Origin of the sequence: Plantactinospora sp. ZYX-F-223 (assembly GCF_039649625.1) — a bacterium.
In the GTDB taxonomy this organism is placed as follows: domain Bacteria; phylum Actinomycetota; class Actinomycetes; order Mycobacteriales; family Micromonosporaceae; genus Plantactinospora.
Genome location: NZ_JBDJAV010000007.1, coordinates 114,754 through 132,511, shown reverse-complemented (window position 1 = coordinate 132,511; position 17,758 = coordinate 114,754). Strand labels below are relative to the sequence as shown.

Annotated in this window: 13 protein-coding genes and 1 pseudogene; 6 read left to right on the top strand and 8 right to left on the bottom strand. The window is 72.0% G+C overall.

The annotated features are described in order from the left end of the window. Positions 1-67: 67 nt before the first annotated feature. The 4 genes from AAH979_RS09510 to AAH979_RS09495 all read left to right on the top strand — a co-directional run bounded on the left by AAH979_RS09510 (position 68) and on the right by AAH979_RS09495 (position 5,454). A complete protein-coding gene (locus AAH979_RS09510) occupies positions 68-1,633 on the top strand; it encodes a phospholipase D-like domain-containing protein (protein WP_346257690.1) in 1,566 nt (521 codons plus the stop codon). A 271-nt stretch (positions 1,634-1,904) separates the two neighbouring features. After that, on the top strand, positions 1,905-2,912 hold the full coding sequence (locus tag AAH979_RS09505; protein WP_346257689.1) for a beta-ketoacyl-ACP synthase 3: 1,008 nt from the start codon (positions 1,905-1,907) through the stop codon (positions 2,910-2,912). A gap of 23 nt (positions 2,913-2,935) precedes the next feature. Next, positions 2,936-3,700, top strand: a complete 765-nt coding sequence (locus AAH979_RS09500; RefSeq protein ID WP_346257688.1) for an AfsA-related hotdog domain-containing protein — start codon at positions 2,936-2,938, stop codon at positions 3,698-3,700. Then, positions 3,697-5,454 carry an acyl-CoA dehydrogenase gene (locus AAH979_RS09495; protein WP_346257687.1) on the top strand — a complete coding sequence of 586 codons (1,758 nt, stop codon included), beginning with the start codon at positions 3,697-3,699 and terminating at the stop codon, positions 5,452-5,454. The genes AAH979_RS09500 and AAH979_RS09495 overlap by 4 nt, the downstream gene beginning before the upstream one ends. Positions 5,455-5,634: 180 nt before the next feature. On the opposite strand, the pseudogene AAH979_RS09490 reads toward AAH979_RS09495, so the two are convergent. Continuing rightward, positions 5,635-6,876, bottom strand: a pseudogene (locus AAH979_RS09490) (amidohydrolase); the annotation flags it as partial. 162 nt (positions 6,877-7,038) lie between these two features. Here AAH979_RS09490 and AAH979_RS09485 point away from each other — a divergent pair. After that, on the top strand, positions 7,039-7,233 hold the full coding sequence (locus tag AAH979_RS09485; RefSeq protein WP_318397877.1) for a thiazolylpeptide-type bacteriocin: 195 nt from the start codon (positions 7,039-7,041) through the stop codon (positions 7,231-7,233). Between the two features lie 79 nt (positions 7,234-7,312). Then, positions 7,313-7,492 (top strand): thiazolylpeptide-type bacteriocin, encoded by a 180-nt coding sequence (locus AAH979_RS09480; protein WP_346257686.1) that lies wholly within the window; start codon positions 7,313-7,315, stop codon positions 7,490-7,492. A 75-nt stretch (positions 7,493-7,567) separates the two neighbouring features. Here the strand turns inward: AAH979_RS09480 and AAH979_RS09475 are convergent, their stop codons facing one another. From AAH979_RS09475 to AAH979_RS09445, 7 genes are read right to left on the bottom strand one after another with little or no spacing between them, the layout of a single operon-like run. Next, positions 7,568-9,487 (bottom strand): TOMM precursor leader peptide-binding protein, encoded by a 1,920-nt coding sequence (locus tag AAH979_RS09475; RefSeq protein WP_346257685.1) that lies wholly within the window; start codon positions 9,485-9,487, stop codon positions 7,568-7,570. Next, positions 9,484-10,239 (bottom strand): ABC transporter permease, encoded by a 756-nt coding sequence (locus AAH979_RS09470; protein ID WP_346257684.1) that lies wholly within the window; start codon positions 10,237-10,239, stop codon positions 9,484-9,486. The genes AAH979_RS09475 and AAH979_RS09470 overlap by 4 nt, the downstream gene beginning before the upstream one ends. Beyond that, complete coding sequence (locus AAH979_RS09465) at positions 10,236-11,159, bottom strand: ABC transporter ATP-binding protein (protein ID WP_346257811.1); 924 nt, start codon at positions 11,157-11,159, stop codon at positions 10,236-10,238. The genes AAH979_RS09470 and AAH979_RS09465 overlap by 4 nt, the downstream gene beginning before the upstream one ends. Then, positions 11,156-12,343 (bottom strand): peptidase M50, encoded by a 1,188-nt coding sequence (locus AAH979_RS09460; protein ID WP_346257683.1) that lies wholly within the window; start codon positions 12,341-12,343, stop codon positions 11,156-11,158. Before AAH979_RS09460 ends, AAH979_RS09465 begins: the two co-directional genes overlap by 4 nt. Then, the gene (locus AAH979_RS09455) at positions 12,340-13,407 is read right to left on the bottom strand and encodes a lantibiotic dehydratase C-terminal domain-containing protein (RefSeq protein ID WP_346257810.1); all 1,068 of its coding nucleotides are present in this window, start codon (positions 13,405-13,407) and stop codon (positions 12,340-12,342) included. Before AAH979_RS09455 ends, AAH979_RS09460 begins: the two co-directional genes overlap by 4 nt. A 7-nt stretch (positions 13,408-13,414) precedes the next feature. Then, entirely contained in the window at positions 13,415-16,129 is a 2,715-nt protein-coding gene (locus AAH979_RS09450; RefSeq protein ID WP_346257682.1) for a lantibiotic dehydratase, read from the bottom strand. Positions 16,130-16,140: 11 nt separating this feature from the next. Beyond that, positions 16,141-17,757, bottom strand: coding sequence for a nitroreductase family protein (locus AAH979_RS09445; RefSeq protein WP_346257681.1), 1,617 nt, complete (start codon positions 17,755-17,757; stop codon positions 16,141-16,143). Position 17,758: the final 1 nt, after the last annotated feature.

Genomic DNA, 17,758 nt, shown 5'->3' with positions numbered 1-17,758 from the left:
CGCGTACGGGATGCGGGTGGGCGGCGCCCGTCCTACCGTGAGGTGATCGCCTAGCGGAAGGTGCCGCGTGCCTGTTCAGGACTGGTTTCTCAGCGAGGCGGAGCGGGACAACCCCGACTCCGCCCTCCCAGTGTGGACCGAGGGCAACCTGGCCGAGCCACTGATCCACGGCGCCACCTACTTCGACCGGCTCGCCACCGAGGTCGAAGCCCTCGAAGAAGGCGACCACGTCTTCTTCACCGACTGGCGGGGCGACCCGGACGAGCGGCTGCGCGACGACGGCCCCACCATCGGCGGGCTGCTCTCCGCCGCCGCCCGGCGCGGCGTCGTCGTCAAGGGCCTGATCTGGCGCTCCCACCTCGACCGGTTCACCTACAGCGAGGAGGAGAACCGGCACCTCGGCGAGGCGGTCGAGGCGGCCGGTGGCGAGGTACTGCTCGACCAGCGGGTCCGGCGCGGCGGCTCGCACCACCAGAAGTTGGTCGTACTCCGGCATCCGGCCGAGCCGGAGCGGGACGTCGCGTTCGCCGGCGGCATCGACCTGTGTCACAGCCGTCGCGGCGACCCGCAGGCGGTGCGGATGGCCAGGGCGTACGGCGACCGCCCGCCCTGGCACGACGTGCAGCTCGCGCTGCGCGGCCCGGTCGTCGGTGCGCTCGACCTCACCTTCCGGGAGCGCTGGACCGACCCGGCGCCGCTGGACCAGCACGGGCCGATCAGCACGGTACGCGACAAGCTCGACGGCGCGGACCTGCACGCCGACCGGCTGCCGCCGCAGCCGCCCGACCCGCCGCCCTGTGGACCGCACCGGATCCAGCTGCTCCGCACCTATCCGGCGATGCGGCCGGCCTACCGCTTCGCCAGGTCCGGCGAGCAGAGCGTCGCCCGTGGCTACACCAAGGCGATCAAGCGGGCCCGTCGGCTGGTCTACCTGGAGGACCAGTATCTCTGGTCCCGGGAGGTGGCGAAACTCTTCGCCGACGCGCTCCGGGACAACCCCGACCTGCACCTGGTCGCCGTCGTGCCCCGGCATCCGGACGTGGACGGTCGGCTCGCACTGCCACCCAACCAGGTCGGTCGGGAGCAGGCCATCGCACTGTGCCGGGAGGCCGCCGCAGACCGGGTGCACGTGTACGACGTGGAGAACCACGCCGGCATCCCCGTCTACGTGCACGCCAAGGTCTGTGTGGTGGACGACGTCTGGTGCAGCGTCGGCAGCGACAACTTCAACCGGCGCTCCTGGACCCACGACAGCGAACTCTCCTGCGCCATTCTCGACGACACCCACGACGAGCGGGCGCCCCGCGACCCGGCCGGCCTCGGCGACGGGGCCCGCCGCTTCGCCCGTGAGTTGCGGCTGGCCCTGCTCCGCGAGCACCTGGACCGCACCTCCGGCGACGACGCCGATCTCCTCGACCCGGATTCGGCGGTCGACGCCATCGACGCCGCCGCCAACGCGCTGCGGGACTGGCACGCGGGCGGCCGGCGGGGTCCCCGGCCGCCGGGGCGGCTGGTCCCGCACGAGACGAGCCGGCTGCCGTGGCACCAGCGGCTCTGGGCGGTCCCGGCGTACCGGCTGGTCTACGACCCGGACGGGCGAGCCTGGCGGGACCGCCGCGCCGGCACCTGGTAGATCAGAGCGGGGAACGGAGGTCGGCAGGCAGATCACCGAGATCGTCGCGTTCCACGACACTGCCTCGCCGCCGGAGTACTGGACGAGGCGCTGGTCTGCGGCGTGCCAATCCCGTGTATCTCGGCGCCGATCCCGTGTATCTACCGGTCCTCTGTAGAAGATCGACTTATATCGTCGGTTACCTGGGTCAGCTTGTCGGCCGCCATCCCGCCGCCGGTGACCGTCCGGCGTGTCGGGGACGCGCGCCCGGCTCCGGGGGACGGGGAGGGTCATGGGAATCTACGGCGGCATAGGCGTGCTCGGCACCGGCAGCCACCTGCCGGACCGGGTCCGGACGAACGAGGAGGTGGCCGCCGCCTGCGCGGTGTCCACAGGATGGATCGTGGAGCGTACCGGCGTGCGGCGCCGGCACGCCGCCGCTGCCGGCGAGGCCACCTCGGACCTGGCGGTCGCGGCGGGCGGCCGGGCGCTGTCCGACGCCGAGCTGAGGCCGGACGAGATCGGCCTGCTGGTGGTCGCCACCTCCATGCCGGACGACTTCGGCCCGTCCACCGCCTGCCGGGTGCAGGTCCGGCTCGGCGCCAGCAGGGCCGCCGCCTTCGACCTCGGTGCGGCCTGCACCGGCTTCTTCTACGCGCTGCGGGTCGCGCACGACTGGCTGGTGGCCACCGGTGGCGGCGAGGGGTACGCGCTGGTGATCGGCGCGGAGAGCTACTCGCGGTTCGTGGATCCGGCGGACCGGGCCACCGCCGTACTCTTCGGCGACGGCGCGGCGGCGGCCGTACTCGGCCCGGTCCGCCCCGGATACGGCTTCTCCGAATTCAGCTGGGGCGCCGACGGTAGTCAGGCGGACCACGTACTGGTGCCGGCCGGTGGCAGTCGCCGGCCGGCGACCGGGCAGACGCTCGCGGACGGCGCGCACTACCTACGGATGGACGGGCGGGCGGTGGCGGCGTTCATCGCCGACGTGTTCCCGCGGCTGCTGGCCAGCGGGGTCCGTTCCGGCGGTGTGAAGCTCGCCGACGTGGACGTGTTGATCTCGCACCAGCCGAACCCGGCGCTGCTGCGCCGGGTAGCCGAGGCGGCCGGGGTACGCCCGGACCAGTTGCACATCATCGGCGACCGGGTCGGCAACCTGGGCGCGGCGTCGATCGCCTACGCGCTGGCGGACGCGGCCGAGCAGGGCCGGCTGGCCGACGGCAGCCTGGCCCTGCTGACCGGATTCGGCGCCGGTGTCACCTGGGGATCGGTCATGCTCCGCTGCGGGGGTTCGCGATGAGCGACGGCATCGGATCCGGCCCGATGAGCGACGAACCGGCGGACGTCTGGGTGGTCGGCGAGAGTTTCGTCCGGGCGACCGGGCTGCCGGACGTGCTCACCGTCGGGGAGTTGCACGAGGAGATCGCCCGGGCGGCGGTCGCGGGCCCGGCCCGCCGGCTGCGGGTACACGCCGGGCTGGGCGTCGATGCCACCACCTGGCGCGGGCTGCGCGTCGCCGCCGAGACGGACGGTGCCGGCCCGGCCGTCGAGTTCGGACCGGCCCCGCCCGACACCATTCCCCGGCACCGGGTGATCAAGCGCCGGCAGGACAACGTCCTGGTCGGCGAGCCCACCGTGGTCGACGGGGTGGCCACCGCCGCCCTGGTGGTGCCGAACGAGACCGAACTGCTCACCGACCACACCGCGGAGCGCCAGCACGTGCCGGGCGTACTGCTCATCGAGGCGGGCATCCAACTGCTCACCTGGCTGGTGGACGAACTGGTGCCGGCCACCCCGGACGGGGTGCGGCGGTACCCGGTGATGCACGCCTGCCGGTTCGACTTCCCGCGCTTCGTCTTCCCGTTCGCCGCGACCCTGCGGGCCTGGCTGGAGCAGACCGCGCCGGGCACCGCCGAGCGGGTGCCGCTGGTCGGGCATGCCCAGGTGTCGCAGGGCGGCCGGGTCTGCGCCGAGTGCGTCTTCGAGGTCAACGCCTTCGACCCCCGGCACGTCTTCGAGATCGAACATGCCCAGGCCCTCCGGGCCGCCGCCACCGCACTACCCGAGCCGAAGGAGGCGCACGCGTGAGGATCGCCGTCGGAACCGAGGAGCAGTTGCTGCGTACCCTGGACTCCGCGCTGGACCGGCCGTTGTTCGCCGCCGACCCGCCCCGGCACGCGGACGAGTACGCCCGCCGGACCTACGCCCAGCTCGAGGTGGTGAACGAGCTGGTGGGCGGCGCCTCCACGCTGCTCAAGGACTCCCGCAAGATGGCCGCAGTGCTGGAGTGGACGGCGGTGGTAGACCCGTCCCTGTTCGCCGCGGCGGCGATCCACTACGCGGTGGTGCTGACCAGCATCCGCGACCTGGGCCGGCCGGACGCCTCGCTGGTCACGGCGACCGACCGGCTGGACCGGCTGGACGCGGTGGGCGCCATTCTGATCACCGAACTCGGCCAGGGCAACAACCACATCGCGCTACAGACCCAGGCCCACTACGAGCCGGAGACCAGGACCTTCCGGCTGCACACCCCGCACCCCGGCGCCCGCAAGCTGATGGCCAGCATCGCGCTGCCCGGGGTGGCGAAGATCGGCACGGTGTACGCGGACCTGATCGTGGCCGGGCAGTCCCGGGGCACCTTCGCGTTCGTGGTGCCGCTGCGGGAACGGTCCGGGCTCACGCCCGGGGTGGTGGTGGAGCCGCTGCCCGGGACCAGTCCGGTGCCACTGGACTACTCGATCGCCTCCTTCGAGGGGGTGCGGGTGCCGTACGACCACTGGCTGCGGGACAGTGCCTCGATCAGCGGGGCGGGCGAATATCTCGACCCGCTGGGCAGCGCCGATCGGCGGATGCTGCGCTCGCTCTGCCTCTCGGCGTGGGCGTCGCTGGCCGGGGCGGTCGGGCTCGCCGCGGCGGCCCGGGCGGCGGTGGCCGTGGCGTTGCGTTACGCGAACAAGCGCACCACGCTGGGCCGGCTCTCGCCGAACCGGCCGGTGCTGGACTACCAGACCCAGCGCCACGCGCTCTACGGCGCACTCTCCGAGGCGTACGCGGTGACCGCGCTGGTCCGGCACGCCGTCGAGGACTTCCTGGCCCGGCCCTGGTCGGTCGAGGAGGCGCCCACCGACGAGGGCGCCATCACCTGGTCGCCGTGGGTCGCCGCGCACCGGGGGAACGCGCTGGCCAAGGCGGCCGCCGCAGAGATCTGCGCCGGGGTGGCCGGTGAGTGCCGGCGGCGCAGCGGTGCGCAGGGGGTGCTCTCGGCCAACCGGATCATCGCGTACGAGGGCATGGCCGAGTCGTACAACTCGGCCGGCGGCGACAACCTGCTGATCCTGCTGGACGCCGCTCGTTCGATGATCGAGGGTCCGGCACCGGACCGGCCGGTCGACCGGGTTGTCGGTGACCTGACCGACGCCCGGGAACGCCTGCACCTGGTGCGCCACCAGGAGGCGACCCTGCACCTGGAACTGGCCGAGGCGGTACGGCACGATGCTGGCTCCCCGTTCGAGTCCTGGAACCCGCACCTGGTGGACGCGGTCGCGCTGGCCACCACCCACCAGCGGCGGCTGGTCGCGGAGGCGTTCCGGCACGCCGTCGCGGCCGAGGAGCCGGGCCCGGCCCGGGACGCGCTGGCCGCGGCCGAGCTGCTGTACGGGCTGCGCGACCTGCACGAACACCGCGCGTGGCACCTCGAACGCGGCACCCTGCACGCGACTGCGGCCCGGACCCTGGGCGGGCTGGTCGACGCGGCCGTGGACGGCGTGGGCCGGCACGCCGACACCCTGCTGGCCGGACTGGGGCTGCCGACCCGACGGCTCAACTCCCGAATGGTGCCCTAGCTCAGGGCGAAGTGTGCGTTTCCAGGGCGGCGCGGTACCCGGATGCGGCCTGGCCGCGAGTTGCTTTCGGGTTGTTGATCTTTCGGTAACAGTTCACCTAACTGGATGGGCTGTCGCTGATCCCTCGGTGCCGTTGGCAGCCTGGAGTCGTTGATCGTCCGGGTCCGCACCGAGCCAGCAGCGTGCGGCGCTCACCAGCGCCTGGATCCCGGTCGGCAGCGCGAGTGCGGCGTGCGGGGCGAACCGCGGCGAGTGGTTGCCCGGGATCTGTACCAGCTTGGCAGCCGCGTCGCCGGTGGCGGCACGCCACTGAGCTGGACTGATCGTGCCCAGCATCCAGTACCCGGTGGCCACGCCGTCCGCGCCGAACACGGGGAAGTCCTCGGCGGCCAGCGACGGCGGCCATCCGCCGACCCGGACGGCGCCGAACGCGTCCGCGTGCGCCGCGCGTACCCGGGCGGTGACCCAGGGATCGGGCTGGTTGACCGGGGCCTGCGCGACCACGGCGATGCGGGGATCGCCGGGCGTGCCGGCGGCGGTGCAAGCAGCCCGGACTATCCGTTCGACCGCCTCCCGCATCTGGCTCAGCGTCGCGGCCGAGTACGCGCGCATCGTGACGCCGATCGTCGCGCTGTCCGCTATCACGTTGGCGCGGCTGCCAGCCGAGAACTGCCCGACGGTGAGCACCGCCGGTTCGGTCGGGGCGATCCGCTGGGAACGGATCGTCTGCAACTGCGTCACGATGGAGGCGGCGGTGACCACGGGGTCGACGCAGAGGTGGGGCATCGCCGGGTGTCCGCCCTGGCCGTCGATGGTGACTTCCAGGGTCACCGAACCTGCCGTCATCAGCTCGCCGTGTGCCACCATCCCGGCAGGAAGTGGCGCGGAGTGCTGTGCCAGCGCGACGTCGGGGCGGCCCCAGCGGTGGTAGAGCCCGTCGTCCATCATGGCCGCCGCGCCGAGCAGAGTCTCTTCGGCGGGTTGGCCGACCGCCAACAGCGTCCCCCGCCAGCGCTCCCGGTCGGCGGAGAGCACGGCGGCGGCGCCGGCGAGCGAGGCCAGGTGCAGGTCGTGCCCGCAGGCGTGCATCACCGGGACCTCGGCACCGTCGGCGCTCCGGGCGACAACGCCGCTGGCATAGGACAGCCCGGTTTCCTCGGCAACGGGTAACGCGTCCAGTTCGGCGCGCAGCAACACCGTCGGGCCGGCGCCGTTGGTGAGCCTGCCCACCACCCCGTGCCCACCCACCCCGGTGGTGACGTCGAAGCCGAATGCGCGCAACCTGGCCGCGAAGGCCTCGGCGGTCTGTGCCTCCGCTCCGGACAGTTCGGGGTTGGCGTGCAGGTGCCGGTAGAAACCCAGCGCCGCACGCAGGATGTCGCCGTGAACCGCACCGGTCGGCGCCAGCGCCCGGATGGCCATGTGCCAAGTCTTCGTCACCGCGCTCACAGGTCACTGTCATCGTCGGTCGGCGCCCTGCCAGCGCGCTGTGGCCGATCGGTGAGCGTCACCCGGTGGACTGTGGTGGCAAAGCCAGGCCCTCGTCCGGAGAGTCCGGCCCCGACACAGCACAAGGGAGTCCCCATGAACGCGCAGAACGAACTCGACCTCCTCGCGGAGGAGATCCTCGCCCTGGAGACGGAGACCTTCGCGATCTCCGACTACGCCGACGTCACCGAGGCGGTCCTCGCCTCGACCTCCTGCTCCGCCACCACCTCGTGCTGCAGCAGCACCACGTCGTGCACGAGCTCCAACTCGTCCAGCTCCTGCTGCGGCTGACCAGCCGATCAGCAGTGGACCCGGTGGTGGCCGGCGCGGTCGAACGCGGCGGCCACCACCGCCATACCGAGGAGTGCCCATGAACGATCAGACCGACCTCGACCTCCTGGCCGAGGAGATCCTCGCCCTGGAGACGGAGACCTTCTCGATCGCCGACTACACCGACGTCACCGAGGCCGTTCTTGCGTCGACGTCGTGCGCCACCACGTCGAGCTGCAGCTGCACGAGCTCCACCTCGTGCGCGGCGACAAGCGCCTGACCGTGGAGAACGGTTGACGGCGGTGGCCGGCAGGTGCATCAGAGCTTGGCGGCCACCGCCGTAACGAACGCGACGTTACGGGAACGGATGGGGGACCAGCCGCGGCCCGTCGACCGCACCGCCCCGCTCGCGCAGTCTCCGCTCCAGCCGGGGCATCGTGAGGGCCCGTTGGCGACGCCAGCCGAAATCTATCGGCAGCAGGCCGGGCACGATCGTGCAGACGGTACGGAGCCCCATCCCGAGCTGCTCCGGGGTGGTCTGGTCGACGACGATCACGTCGTAGCCCTTGCCGTGCAGCTCGTCCAGTACCCCCTGCAGGTCCTGGCCCAGGTCGGGATCGGGCGGCCGGGGCGTGCCGTACACCGCAGCCATCGACTCGAGTGGGCGATCGGCGAGATAGTCCTCGGCGTGTTCGCGCATCGCCGGCAGGCCGAACAGGTCGGCGTGGTCGTGCACGGTCTGGACCAGCGAGTAGTCCTCGGCCATGGCGTCGAGCTGGTGCCGCCGTCGCAGGGTCGTTCGGCGCTTGAGCGGGATGTAGGTCAGCGTTTCGGAGAGCGCGGCGGCGACGGCGCGCTCCGGCGCCAGGTGCGCCGCCGCAGCGAACGACAACAGCCCCGGTCCACCGTCGCGGCGCGCCGCCACCGTGGTGACCACGGGCACGGTCAGGTCGATGCGATTGTCGAAGGCGAGCACGTCGTAGCCCGCGAGCCGGGCGCGGTCGACCATCGTGCGCACCGCGGCGTTGTCGCACGAGTCCAGGTCGATGCGACGCAACCGCTCCCGGCCGTACCAACCGAGCACGAAGGCGTCCCGTTCGACGAGCTCCAGCAGCCCGTACAGGATCGCCTCCTCGAGGCAGCCGCCGGTGGCACAGCCGCTGGACGAGGAGAGGACGAAGTTGTCCCCGTCCGCCCCTGACATGTAGAAGCAGAACCGCCGCGGCACCAGGATCGGTTCGCCGCCGCGCATCCGGTGTCCCCATACCCAGGGGATCGGTCTGGAGGGTTCGAACCGCCGCACCATGTGGTCGGCGTCGTAGGTCTCGTCGGTGTACAAGCCGCAGGAGGTCGGATCGAGTGCCCGGTCGGCGACCTCGGTGTACGCGGCGACCAGCGGTGGGCCCGGGCGGCGCCGGTGGGTGCCGGCGTAGCGTTCCACCCCTTCGAGGTAGGCCAGGCGCAGGCTGTCGGCGAAGCTGTTGGCGTGCCCGCTCCAGGCGATGTCCATCAGGCCCGCGTAGCCACGGTTGAAGACGCCGCCGGTCACCGCGGCGGTCGTCGGCAGTACGGGGTTCATCAGCGCGCCCGCCCCGATGGCGCCGCACACCGGGTTTGCCAGCGCGCCGACCGGCAGGGGGTAGTCGTGCACGCCGCGCACACGGTACCGGTCCGGCTGGGGTTTCGGGCGCGATCGCGGCGTCTCGAACGGCGGCGCGCCGTCCGGTACGGCATCGGCACAGCTCGGGCAGAGCGGCTCGCGCAGCAGCGGCACCGTGTACGAGCGCAGACCGCCCAGCTCTACCGAGGTGATCCGGGACAGCGTGGCACTGTCCGGGTCGAGATAGGCGCCGGCTGCGGGCGGCGAGTCGACGAGCGCGCAGAACAGGCTCCACACCGCGTCCACAATGTACTCGGGCAGCTCCGGCCAGACGCCGGTGGTGTTGAGCCCGAGGCCGACCTCCAGCGCTTCGCGTTCGGTGCGGCCACGCAGGCGCTGCCAGCGCACGCCAACGCAGTGTCCACAAGGCTTCGAGTGACCGGGAGCACCGCCCCACGGCCCGAGCAGCACCGCGCCGCCGGTCAGGTGGACGTTGGCGGCGCGGCGTACCGGGTCGGGGGCGATCGTGACGTCAACGGCACCGAGCGTGACCACCGTGGGCGGCTCGCCGCCGGGCACCCGGCGCGCCGACCATCGGGCGTCGAGGTCGCGCTGGAGCTGGACCGCGCCGGCGGCGAGCGGGGCCTCCGGCGCGGTCTGGAGTGCAGGCGTCATTCCTCGTTGCCCCACTTGAACAGGCGCAGGCCGACCGCGGTGAAGACGGCGCCGAACCCGAGCAGCGCCAGGCAGGCGACCCAGTACGCCTTCGCCTCACCGGCGCCCGCGAGAGAGTAGACCAGGGCATCGTCGACGTAGCGCAACGGCATCGCGTACGAGACGCTCTGCAGCCAACCCGGCATGAGCTCGACCGGGATGAACGCGCCGGACAGGAACGCCATGGGTATGACGACGCAGTTGGTGACGGCTCCCACCGCCTCCGGGGTGTTCGCCGCCGAACCGATGATCAGCCCGAGCGCCAGGAAGGTGGCGATGGTCAGCAGCATGATGGGCAGCGCGAGCGGCCAGGGCCCGGCCACCGTCATGTTGAACGGTGGAAGCATCGCGACCGCGATGAACAGCACGCACTGGGCGATCCCGACGAAGACGGCGACGACGAGGCGGGCGAGCATCACGCTGGAGGCCCGGGAGGGTGTGAGCCGGATCAGCCGCAGCAGGTCGTCCCGGCGCCACTGCACGAGCATGAAGGCGATCCCGAACACCGCCGCGTTGCCCAATCCCCAGGACAGCACGCCCGGGGCGATGAAGTCGATGTATTCGTTGCCGGTCTCCTCCACCTCCTGGCCCTGGAAGATCAGGCCGAAGATGACGAGGAAGATCAGCGGGAAGGCGAACGTGAAGAAGATCGTCGCCGTGTCCCGGGCGCTCGCCTTGACGGTGGCCCGGGTCAGCGCCACGAAGGCGGTCATGACTGTGCTCCGATCAGTTCCAGGTAGACGTCTTCCAACGTGGCCGACTTGGTCTGCATCCCGGCCAGGTCGGTGGTGGCGCCGAGTGCGGCAAGGACTTGGGGGAGCTGCTGGGTGTGCAGGATGAGCGTGTCGCTCTCCACCGTCACCGAGTCGACACCGTCGACGTTGAGGGCTTGCTCCGGCGCGAGCCGGCCGACCGGCAGCAACAGCTGGCTGCCCACGGCGGCACGGCTGATGAGTTGACGCGGCGCGTCCAGCGCCACTATCCGACCGCGGTGCAGGATGGCGACGCGGTCGCAGAGCGCTTCCGCCTCGTCGAGGTGGTGGGTGGTGTACACGATGGTCTTTCCAGCCCCTTTGAGCTGGCGCAGCATGACCCACAGGTCCCGACGGGCCTGCGGGTCCAGCGCGCCGGTCGGCTCGTCCAGAAAGATCACCTGGGGCTGGTGCACCAGGGCAGAGGCGATGGCGAGCCGTTGCCGCTGACCGCCGGAGACGTTGGACACCCGCACATCGGCCGAATCGGTCAGCCCGACCTGGTCCAGCGCCCGCTGCGCGGCCTGCCGGTCCAGGCCGTAGAGCGCCGCGACCGTCTCCAGGTGCTCGCGCGCGGTCAGTCGCGGGAAGAACGCCGACTGCTGCGTCTGCACCCCGATCAGCGGCAGCAGTGCCAGGTTGCGCGGCGCCGGACGGTGGCCGAGCACCGTGACGGTGCCGGCATCCGGCACCCGCAGTCCTTCGATGATTTCGATCAGGGTGGTCTTTCCCGCGCCGTTCGGCCCGAGCAACCCGATGAACTCGCCGCGCGGCACGTTCAGGGTCACGTCGTCGACGGCGCGCACCTCACCGTAGGACTTGCTCAGCCGCGTGACCGCCACGGCCGGTTCTGCGTTTGTTTCCATCGCCTTGCCTCTCACTGGGTTCGTTGGTGGTGCGCGGTTTGCTGGGTTGGTGCGGCCCGCACGGGACGCCGCTGCCGGCTGGCGAGCCACAGGGTGATGGTCAGGACGACGGCCGCCGCCGACACGGCGTACCCGGCGTGACCGAGGTACGGCCGCAACAGGTCACCGGCGCCGTACGCGATGGCCGTGCCGGCGCCGGCGATCGTGGCGTGCCACGCCATGCCGTACAGGCCGAGCACCAACCGGGCCCGCCTCGGGTAGCGCGGACCGCGTCGGGTCAGCCAGTACCGGGGCCGCGACCAGAGGTACCAGCGGCTCTCCTCGGCGAGCGCGACCATGCCGACCTGGTGACTGAGCATCTTGTACCCGTCCAGCGGCGGTATCGGGACGAAGTTGACGAGGCTCTGCACCGCGCCGGCGACGACCACCGCCGCCGCGAACCGGTGCCCGGCCGAGCCGTCCGCTGTCACCTGCCAGGCGAGCGCGAAGGGGACGACGAGGAGGCTGTTCGCCACGCCGCCCGCGGCCGCGATGACGACCTGCTGCGCGCGTGCGGGCAGGTACTGGTACTCCTCCACCCGGCAGCTGAAGGCCAGCAGGTTGAGCCGGACGACCCGGCAGCCGAAATGGATCGCCGCGACGCCGTGCGCCAGCTCGTGCAGCATCGCGCTGAGGTAGCAGACCGCGGCGATCCCGGCCACGTGGCGCCAGTCGCCGAACGCCGGCGCGGCGGCCCGCCACAGTCCGGGAGCCGCCGCCGCGAGCGAGCCGTACATGGCCAGCAACCCGACACCGAGGACGACGCCGGACGGGGCCGAGAAGACCCACGCGAACGCGGCGGCGAGCCGGCCCAGCGTGCGCGGTGGCGCGACCGCGCGCCCCTCCGGCGCCCCGGGCGGCCGCAGCAGGTCACGCTGGTGCAGCAGCCACAGCAGCTGCGACCACTGCGCCGGGCCCAGCCGGCGGCCGAACCGGGTCGCGTACTCCTCGCCGATCTCGGCCAGCGACCGCTGCCCGTCCAACCGGCTCAGCAGGAACCGCTCCTTGGCCGCGACCTCGAACGCCTTGCCGCCACGGACCTTCACCAGATAGATCCGGTCCGGCCCGCGGCCCAGCTCCCGGGAGAACAGCAGGTCCGACCGCACCCGCGGCCGGTTGGTGAGCAGCGTCGCCCGGTCGCTCAGCGCGCTGTCGGTCATCTCGCCGCCAACGAGTCACGCACCGCCCTGCCCAGCAGGTACGCCAGGTAGGCTTCGTCCCGGAGTGTGACGTACAGCCGGTTGTTCGTCATGTGCAGGTACGGCGAGAGCAACCGCGGCAGGGCCACTCGCGGGTCGGTGACCGTGACGGCGGGAGTGCCCTCCGGGAAGGCAAACGTCAGCTGCCCCGACTCGGCCAGCCGCCCCGCCCGCTCCCGCAGTTGCGCGGCGTGCTCGGCCCAGCCGCGCAGGAACGCCGGCAACCGGTGCTGCTCGCCGCGGTCCAGCGCACCGAGGATGGGCTGGAACCGCCGGTCCAGGTCCGGCGCCAGCCGCTCGTACATGGTCGCGTAGTCGATGCCGTTGACGAAGTCGGTGCCGGCGAAGGCCCGGTGCCAGAAGTCGTGGTAGATGTCCAGGAACTCGGCCAGCTCGGCGCGGTCGGGCAGGAACGTGCCGGCCGTCACCAGCATCAGCTGCGCCGCGGTGCCCAGCGTCACCGGCCGCAGGTGGAGGTTCATCGTCCGGACCGCGTCGATCAGCACGTCGCTGGAGTACTCGAAATGCCATTCGGCGAGGGCGACACCGGCCGGGCCGCCGTACTTGCCGTACTCCGGCTCGTAGGGGCGGTAGCTGAAGGAGTTGTTCGGCTGCATCCGCACGTTGCCGTCCGGGCCGACCAGCTCGGCCGGCTTGCCCTGGGGGAACTCCAGGTCGAACAGGAGGTTGTAGAGCTCCGCCCGGTAGCCGGCGTCCAGCTCGTACAGCGCCGGTCGTTCGGTCAGGAACCGTTGGATGGCCGCATCGGCCGCGGCGCGTACGGCGGGCTCGTCGGCGGCGGTGCGGAGCTTGAGCCGCAGCCGGACGTGCGGGCCTTCGAGCCAGTAGTTGATGAAGAAGTAGCAGGCCAGCAGGTTCCGCGCGCGCAACTCGTCGACCAGCGGCCGGATGCATTCGGTCAGCATCGGCCGGGCGCTGCCGCCGTAGAAGATGTGGATGGCCAGCCACCGCCCAGGCTCGGCGGCGAGGGCCTCTCCGGCCGCCGCCGGCTCCGTCACAGGCATCTCCGTCTCAGGCATCTCCGGCTCCGTCCGTCGGGGAGATCGGGAAGGTCTCGATGGCGAACTCGGCGACGTGGCCACCGCGGTCGGAGCTCGCCACCAGCTCGTCGCCGGCGGGCAGCATCTCGCGCAGCACCACGCGGTCCTCGGCGCCGTCCAGCGACGCCTCCAAGGCCAGCAGTGACAGGTAGCTGTCACAGTCGACGTACTGGGGCTTCGGTTTCGCTCTCGCCCGACCACCGCTCCCACCGTGGACGGTCGCGAACATCTGGGCGGGCAACCCGTTCGCCCGTCGCCACCGCTGCCAGCCGAGGAACCAGGCGGTGTCGGTGTCGCCATCACCGCGACGCGGAAGCGCGGCCGCCGTCATCGACCAGCTTCGCCGGCTGATCACCACGTCACCGACGCGGACCCGTGGACGCGTGGTGACGCCCTCCACGGCCGGCGGCTTCGGCACACCCCGCCACAGGTCGAGCGGGGCCATCGACGTCGGCGACAGCAGCAGGAGCGTGCGGTGTAGCTGTGGCAGCGCCATCGGCACCAGGTAGCCCAGGTATACCGGGATTACCTCCTTGCCCAGCCGGTGGGAACGCAGCACCACCTGGTCGGTGTCGACGTCGTGCTGCACGTACAGGTCGGCCAGGGGCAGTTGGTTGGCCTCCGGCACCAGGCTCGTCTCCCCGGGGCAGACGATGACGTAGTCGGTGAGCTGCGCGTGCAGGTTCAGGTTGGTGGTCGCCGCGCCGCCGGTCAGCTCGGCGAAGACGGCTCCCGGCGGCGCGACGGCGGCCGCCTGCGCCCGCAGGTGCGCGGAGAGCGCGGTGTCCTCGAAGCAGTGCGTGAAGCGGCTGAAGGGGAACGACAGCCCGCCGAGGGACTGGTTCAGCACCAGCAGGGGGCCCTCCCGCCGCCGGGCGACCTGGACGAGGTGAGCCTGCGGCCGGAACCCGCCGAGCAGGTCGCGCACGCCTCGAGTGAGCTTGTTCAGCACCGCGGGATCGAGTTCGATCTCGGGCGCCTCCGGAGCCGCCGCGGCAGCCGAGCGCAGGTAGTCGGCGAAGTCCTGCCTGGCCCGGTCGAGCGCGGGCAACTCCGGCCGGCCGAGCCAGTTCTCCTCGGGCCGGTAGGTACCGTCCTCGGCGAACGGTCGCAGGTCGGCGGTGTAGGACGCGTACTGCTCGTACAGATCCTCGTGGAAGTCCTCGACGAGGCGCAGCAGGTCGTCGCAGCGGCCGCCCCTGCCGTACCTGGCCAGGAAGAAGCCGTGGAACGTGACCCGGTGCGGCAGCGTCATGTCGAAGGCCGGCAGCACCCCTTCCACCGCGGCGAGGTCGCCGCCGACCAGCCGTCGCCACTCGTCGGCCGGCGTGGACAGGTCCTCATCGACGCGGCAGTCCTCGTAGAGCAGGGCCTGCGGCAGGGATGCCGCCTCGGCTCCCAGCCAGACCTGGATGTCCCGCAGGGCCCCCCGCAACCGGCGCAGGGCGGACCGCCGGTCGGCGAGTTCACCGACGCGGAACGCCTCGACGAGCTCGATCGGCTCGGCCAGGCGTACCGCCAGGTCGTCGGCCCAGGGCCGGTCGAGGGTGGTGAGGAAGTCCCGGAGGTTGCGCAGCGGATCGGGCGTGTGCACCTCGACGGCGAACCCGTCGACCTGGAGGATGCCCAGCCGGAGCAGGATGGACAGATACTCCTCGCACTGCTCCGGGCTCGCCTGTGTCTGCTGCCGCAGCCAGGCGGCGAGGTCCGCGCAACGCCGCGCACCGTCCTGGAGCAGACCGGTGAGCTGGTCGAGCAGGCCGCTGCGACGCAGGTAGAACAGCCCGTCCTGGATCGAGTCGAAGCTGACCGAGGCGCTGTCGTCGCCGGGCGTGACCCAACGCCGCACGTACCGCACCCGCTCGGCGTCCTGGCGCAGGCCGGGGCTCAACACCACCGGCAGGTCGCCCCGGCGGCCGAGGTCGGCGCTGATCGCATCCACGATGCGGGTCACCACGACCACGTTGAGCCTGACGTAGCGGTGCCACCGCGCCGGCACCGCAAGATCCGGTTCGGTCGCGCCCGCGTCGAACTCGCCCACCCCGATCCCGGTGAACGAGCTGAAGGGGCTGGTCTTGCACGCGGTGCGGTAGAGGTACGACAGGACCGACCGTTCCACCCGCCGCATCTTCTTCGCCGGCGGCGGCGCACCGTCACGCCCCGCGAAGGCGACAAGCTGCTCGTCCAGTGCCGGTGACGCGATCTGGATACCGGCGCGCAGCCGCGGGTCGCCGGAGAGGCGCCACAGCTCGGCGCGGGAGTCGTTGATCTCCTTGTCGAGCCGGGTGCCCAACTCCTGCCGCAGCCACGCCATCCGCTGCGCGAGGGCCAGCCAGTCCCGTACCGGGTCGACCGCGGTCGGGTCGACCGCGGCCACCGCGGCGAGCGCGCCCTCCTGGTCGGCGGGGAGCACCCCCTTGAAGATCTGCCGGCGCAGCGCGAGCAGCCGCCGTCGGGACTCGCTGTCTTCGTTGGCTCCCACCAGGTGGTGCAGCACGTCGCTGACGCGGTCCGCGTCGGCGCGCAGCTCGGCTTCGAGGTCGAGGAGCTCGCCGGCGTACCTGGCCGCCTCCGGGCATCGCAGCGCCGCCACCGTGTCGTACGGCAGGCCGCCGACCCGTACCGCGAAGTGGGTACCCAGACGGCGTCGTGGCGGCGCGACTTCCTCGGCTGTGCGGAACGTCATCATGGCCCGGCTCACCGCAGCTCGTGCCGGTAGTCGCCGGGCAGGTCCCGTTCGTGGCCGGCGAGCATGATCAGCAGTGGCGTCTCGCCGGTCGCGTCGAGCCCAAGCTCCTCGACGTAGGAGACGCCGTCGAACCCGAGCGCGACACCGCAGCCGACGTCGAGCGCCGCCGCGGCGGTGTAGACGTTCTGCGCCACCGCGCCGATCGTCGCGTTCACGACGTTGTAGCCACGAGGGCCGACCGCGTCCAGCACCGCGTGTACCCGGATGGTCGGCACTATCACCACGGCGGCCTGCTCCAGGTTGTAGTTGGGCAGGAAGTAGTTGCGCTGTAGGAACATGCCGGGTGGGCCGGGCCGGATGGCGCGCAGTTCGTGGCGCGCCGGGTCGTACTCGTAGCTGCCGGGTGCCACCCCGTCGACGTGGTTGACGAAGAGATAGAACTTCGCCAGGTCCCCGTCGTCACTGGTGATCTCGGTCGGCAGGCGCGCGGAAGATGCGGCGGTGAGCAGCGCGGCCAGGTCGGCCCCGTCCATCGCGACGCTGCCGTCAAACCGGCCGAAGCTGCTGCGCCGACGGCTCAACGCGGTGCGGATCGGCATGTCCATCGTGCGCGCCGGTGGAAGCGCCACCCGGTCGCCGCCATCGGGCACGGGCCTGGCCGCGGCGGCGGCCAGGGCACCCGATTCCGGCCGGGGCGTGGCCGACTCCGCCGTCTCCCGGTGGACGCGCCGCAACGCGTCGAAGGTCAGTACGACGCGGGACCGCTCGGAGTCGCGCCGCAGCACCGAGGCACCGTCGGTCGCCGTCGCCGTCGCCGCGGCCGCCCGGGGCGGCGCGTGGGTCGCCCCGGCCGCCGTCCACCTCAGCGGTACGACCGTGAACAGGCCCTCGTCGTCCGGGGGCACTCCGAGCAGGTGGCGCAGCGCCGCCTGGTCGAACCAGAACCTCGGCTCGATCCGCCGCCGCTGGCCACCGGCCCACAACCGCCAGGTCTGCAGCAGCGTACCCACATCCATCGACACCGCGTGATACGAGAAGTTGTTGTACTTGAAGGAGTTCGCCCAGTACTTGACGCCGACCACCAGGAACTGGGTGGAGTCGTCCGGGAGGTCGGCGGCCGCGCGTACCCTCGCCGTCACGTCACCGGCCAGCAACCGCTGCATCGCGTGGTGCCGGCAGGAGTAGTGGTACACCCCCGGGCAGACTCCGGCCCCGGGCCCGGCGATCCAGTAGACGCTGCATGGGTAGAGGCCACCGCCGGAGGCGGTGCCGCGGTGCCAGGTCGCCCGTGCGTACCACGGATACCCGGGTGTGTCGGTGTTGGCCTGGATGCCGAGCCGGCGGCCGATCAGCCCGTAGGAGTCGCGGAGCATGGCGCCCAGCATCGGCAGGCTGAACGCCTCGTCCCCCGGCTCCCCGGCGATGCCCGCACCGACCGTGGCGGAGTGCGGCGGTGGCATGTCGGGCAACGGGAACGACAGGGCACCGGGGTAGTACTTCGTCGGCCGGGGCTTGTCCGACCAGTCGGGGTTGAAGTCGACCGGTGGCATCGGAACCCGGTTGCGCATAAGGACTGCCGTCGCGTACTCGTGCGCGTAGCTGCCGGCAGTGTCGGTTGTCGTCATC

Excerpts from the sequence above, each read along its gene's own strand:
- AAH979_RS09470 (WP_346257684.1), bottom strand. The coding sequence starts at position 10,239 with ATGACCGCCTTCGTGGCGCTGACCCGGGCCACCGTCAAGGCGAGCGCC.
- AAH979_RS09450 (WP_346257682.1), bottom strand. The coding sequence starts at position 16,129 with ATGACGTTCCGCACAGCCGAGGAAGTCGCGCCGCCACGACGCCGTCTG.
- AAH979_RS09485 (WP_318397877.1), top strand. The coding sequence starts at position 7,039 with ATGAACGCGCAGAACGAACTCGACCTCCTCGCGGAGGAGATCCTCGCC.
- AAH979_RS09455 (WP_346257810.1), bottom strand. The coding sequence starts at position 13,407 with ATGCCTGTGACGGAGCCGGCGGCGGCCGGAGAGGCCCTCGCCGCCGAG.
- AAH979_RS09505 (WP_346257689.1), top strand. The coding sequence starts at position 1,905 with ATGGGAATCTACGGCGGCATAGGCGTGCTCGGCACCGGCAGCCACCTG.
- AAH979_RS09500 (WP_346257688.1), top strand. The coding sequence starts at position 2,936 with ATGAGCGACGAACCGGCGGACGTCTGGGTGGTCGGCGAGAGTTTCGTC.
- AAH979_RS09480 (WP_346257686.1), top strand. The coding sequence starts at position 7,313 with ATGAACGATCAGACCGACCTCGACCTCCTGGCCGAGGAGATCCTCGCC.
- AAH979_RS09460 (WP_346257683.1), bottom strand. The coding sequence starts at position 12,343 with ATGACCGACAGCGCGCTGAGCGACCGGGCGACGCTGCTCACCAACCGG.
- AAH979_RS09475 (WP_346257685.1), bottom strand. The coding sequence starts at position 9,487 with ATGACGCCTGCACTCCAGACCGCGCCGGAGGCCCCGCTCGCCGCCGGC.
- AAH979_RS09445 (WP_346257681.1), bottom strand. The coding sequence starts at position 17,757 with ATGACGACAACCGACACTGCCGGCAGCTACGCGCACGAGTACGCGACG.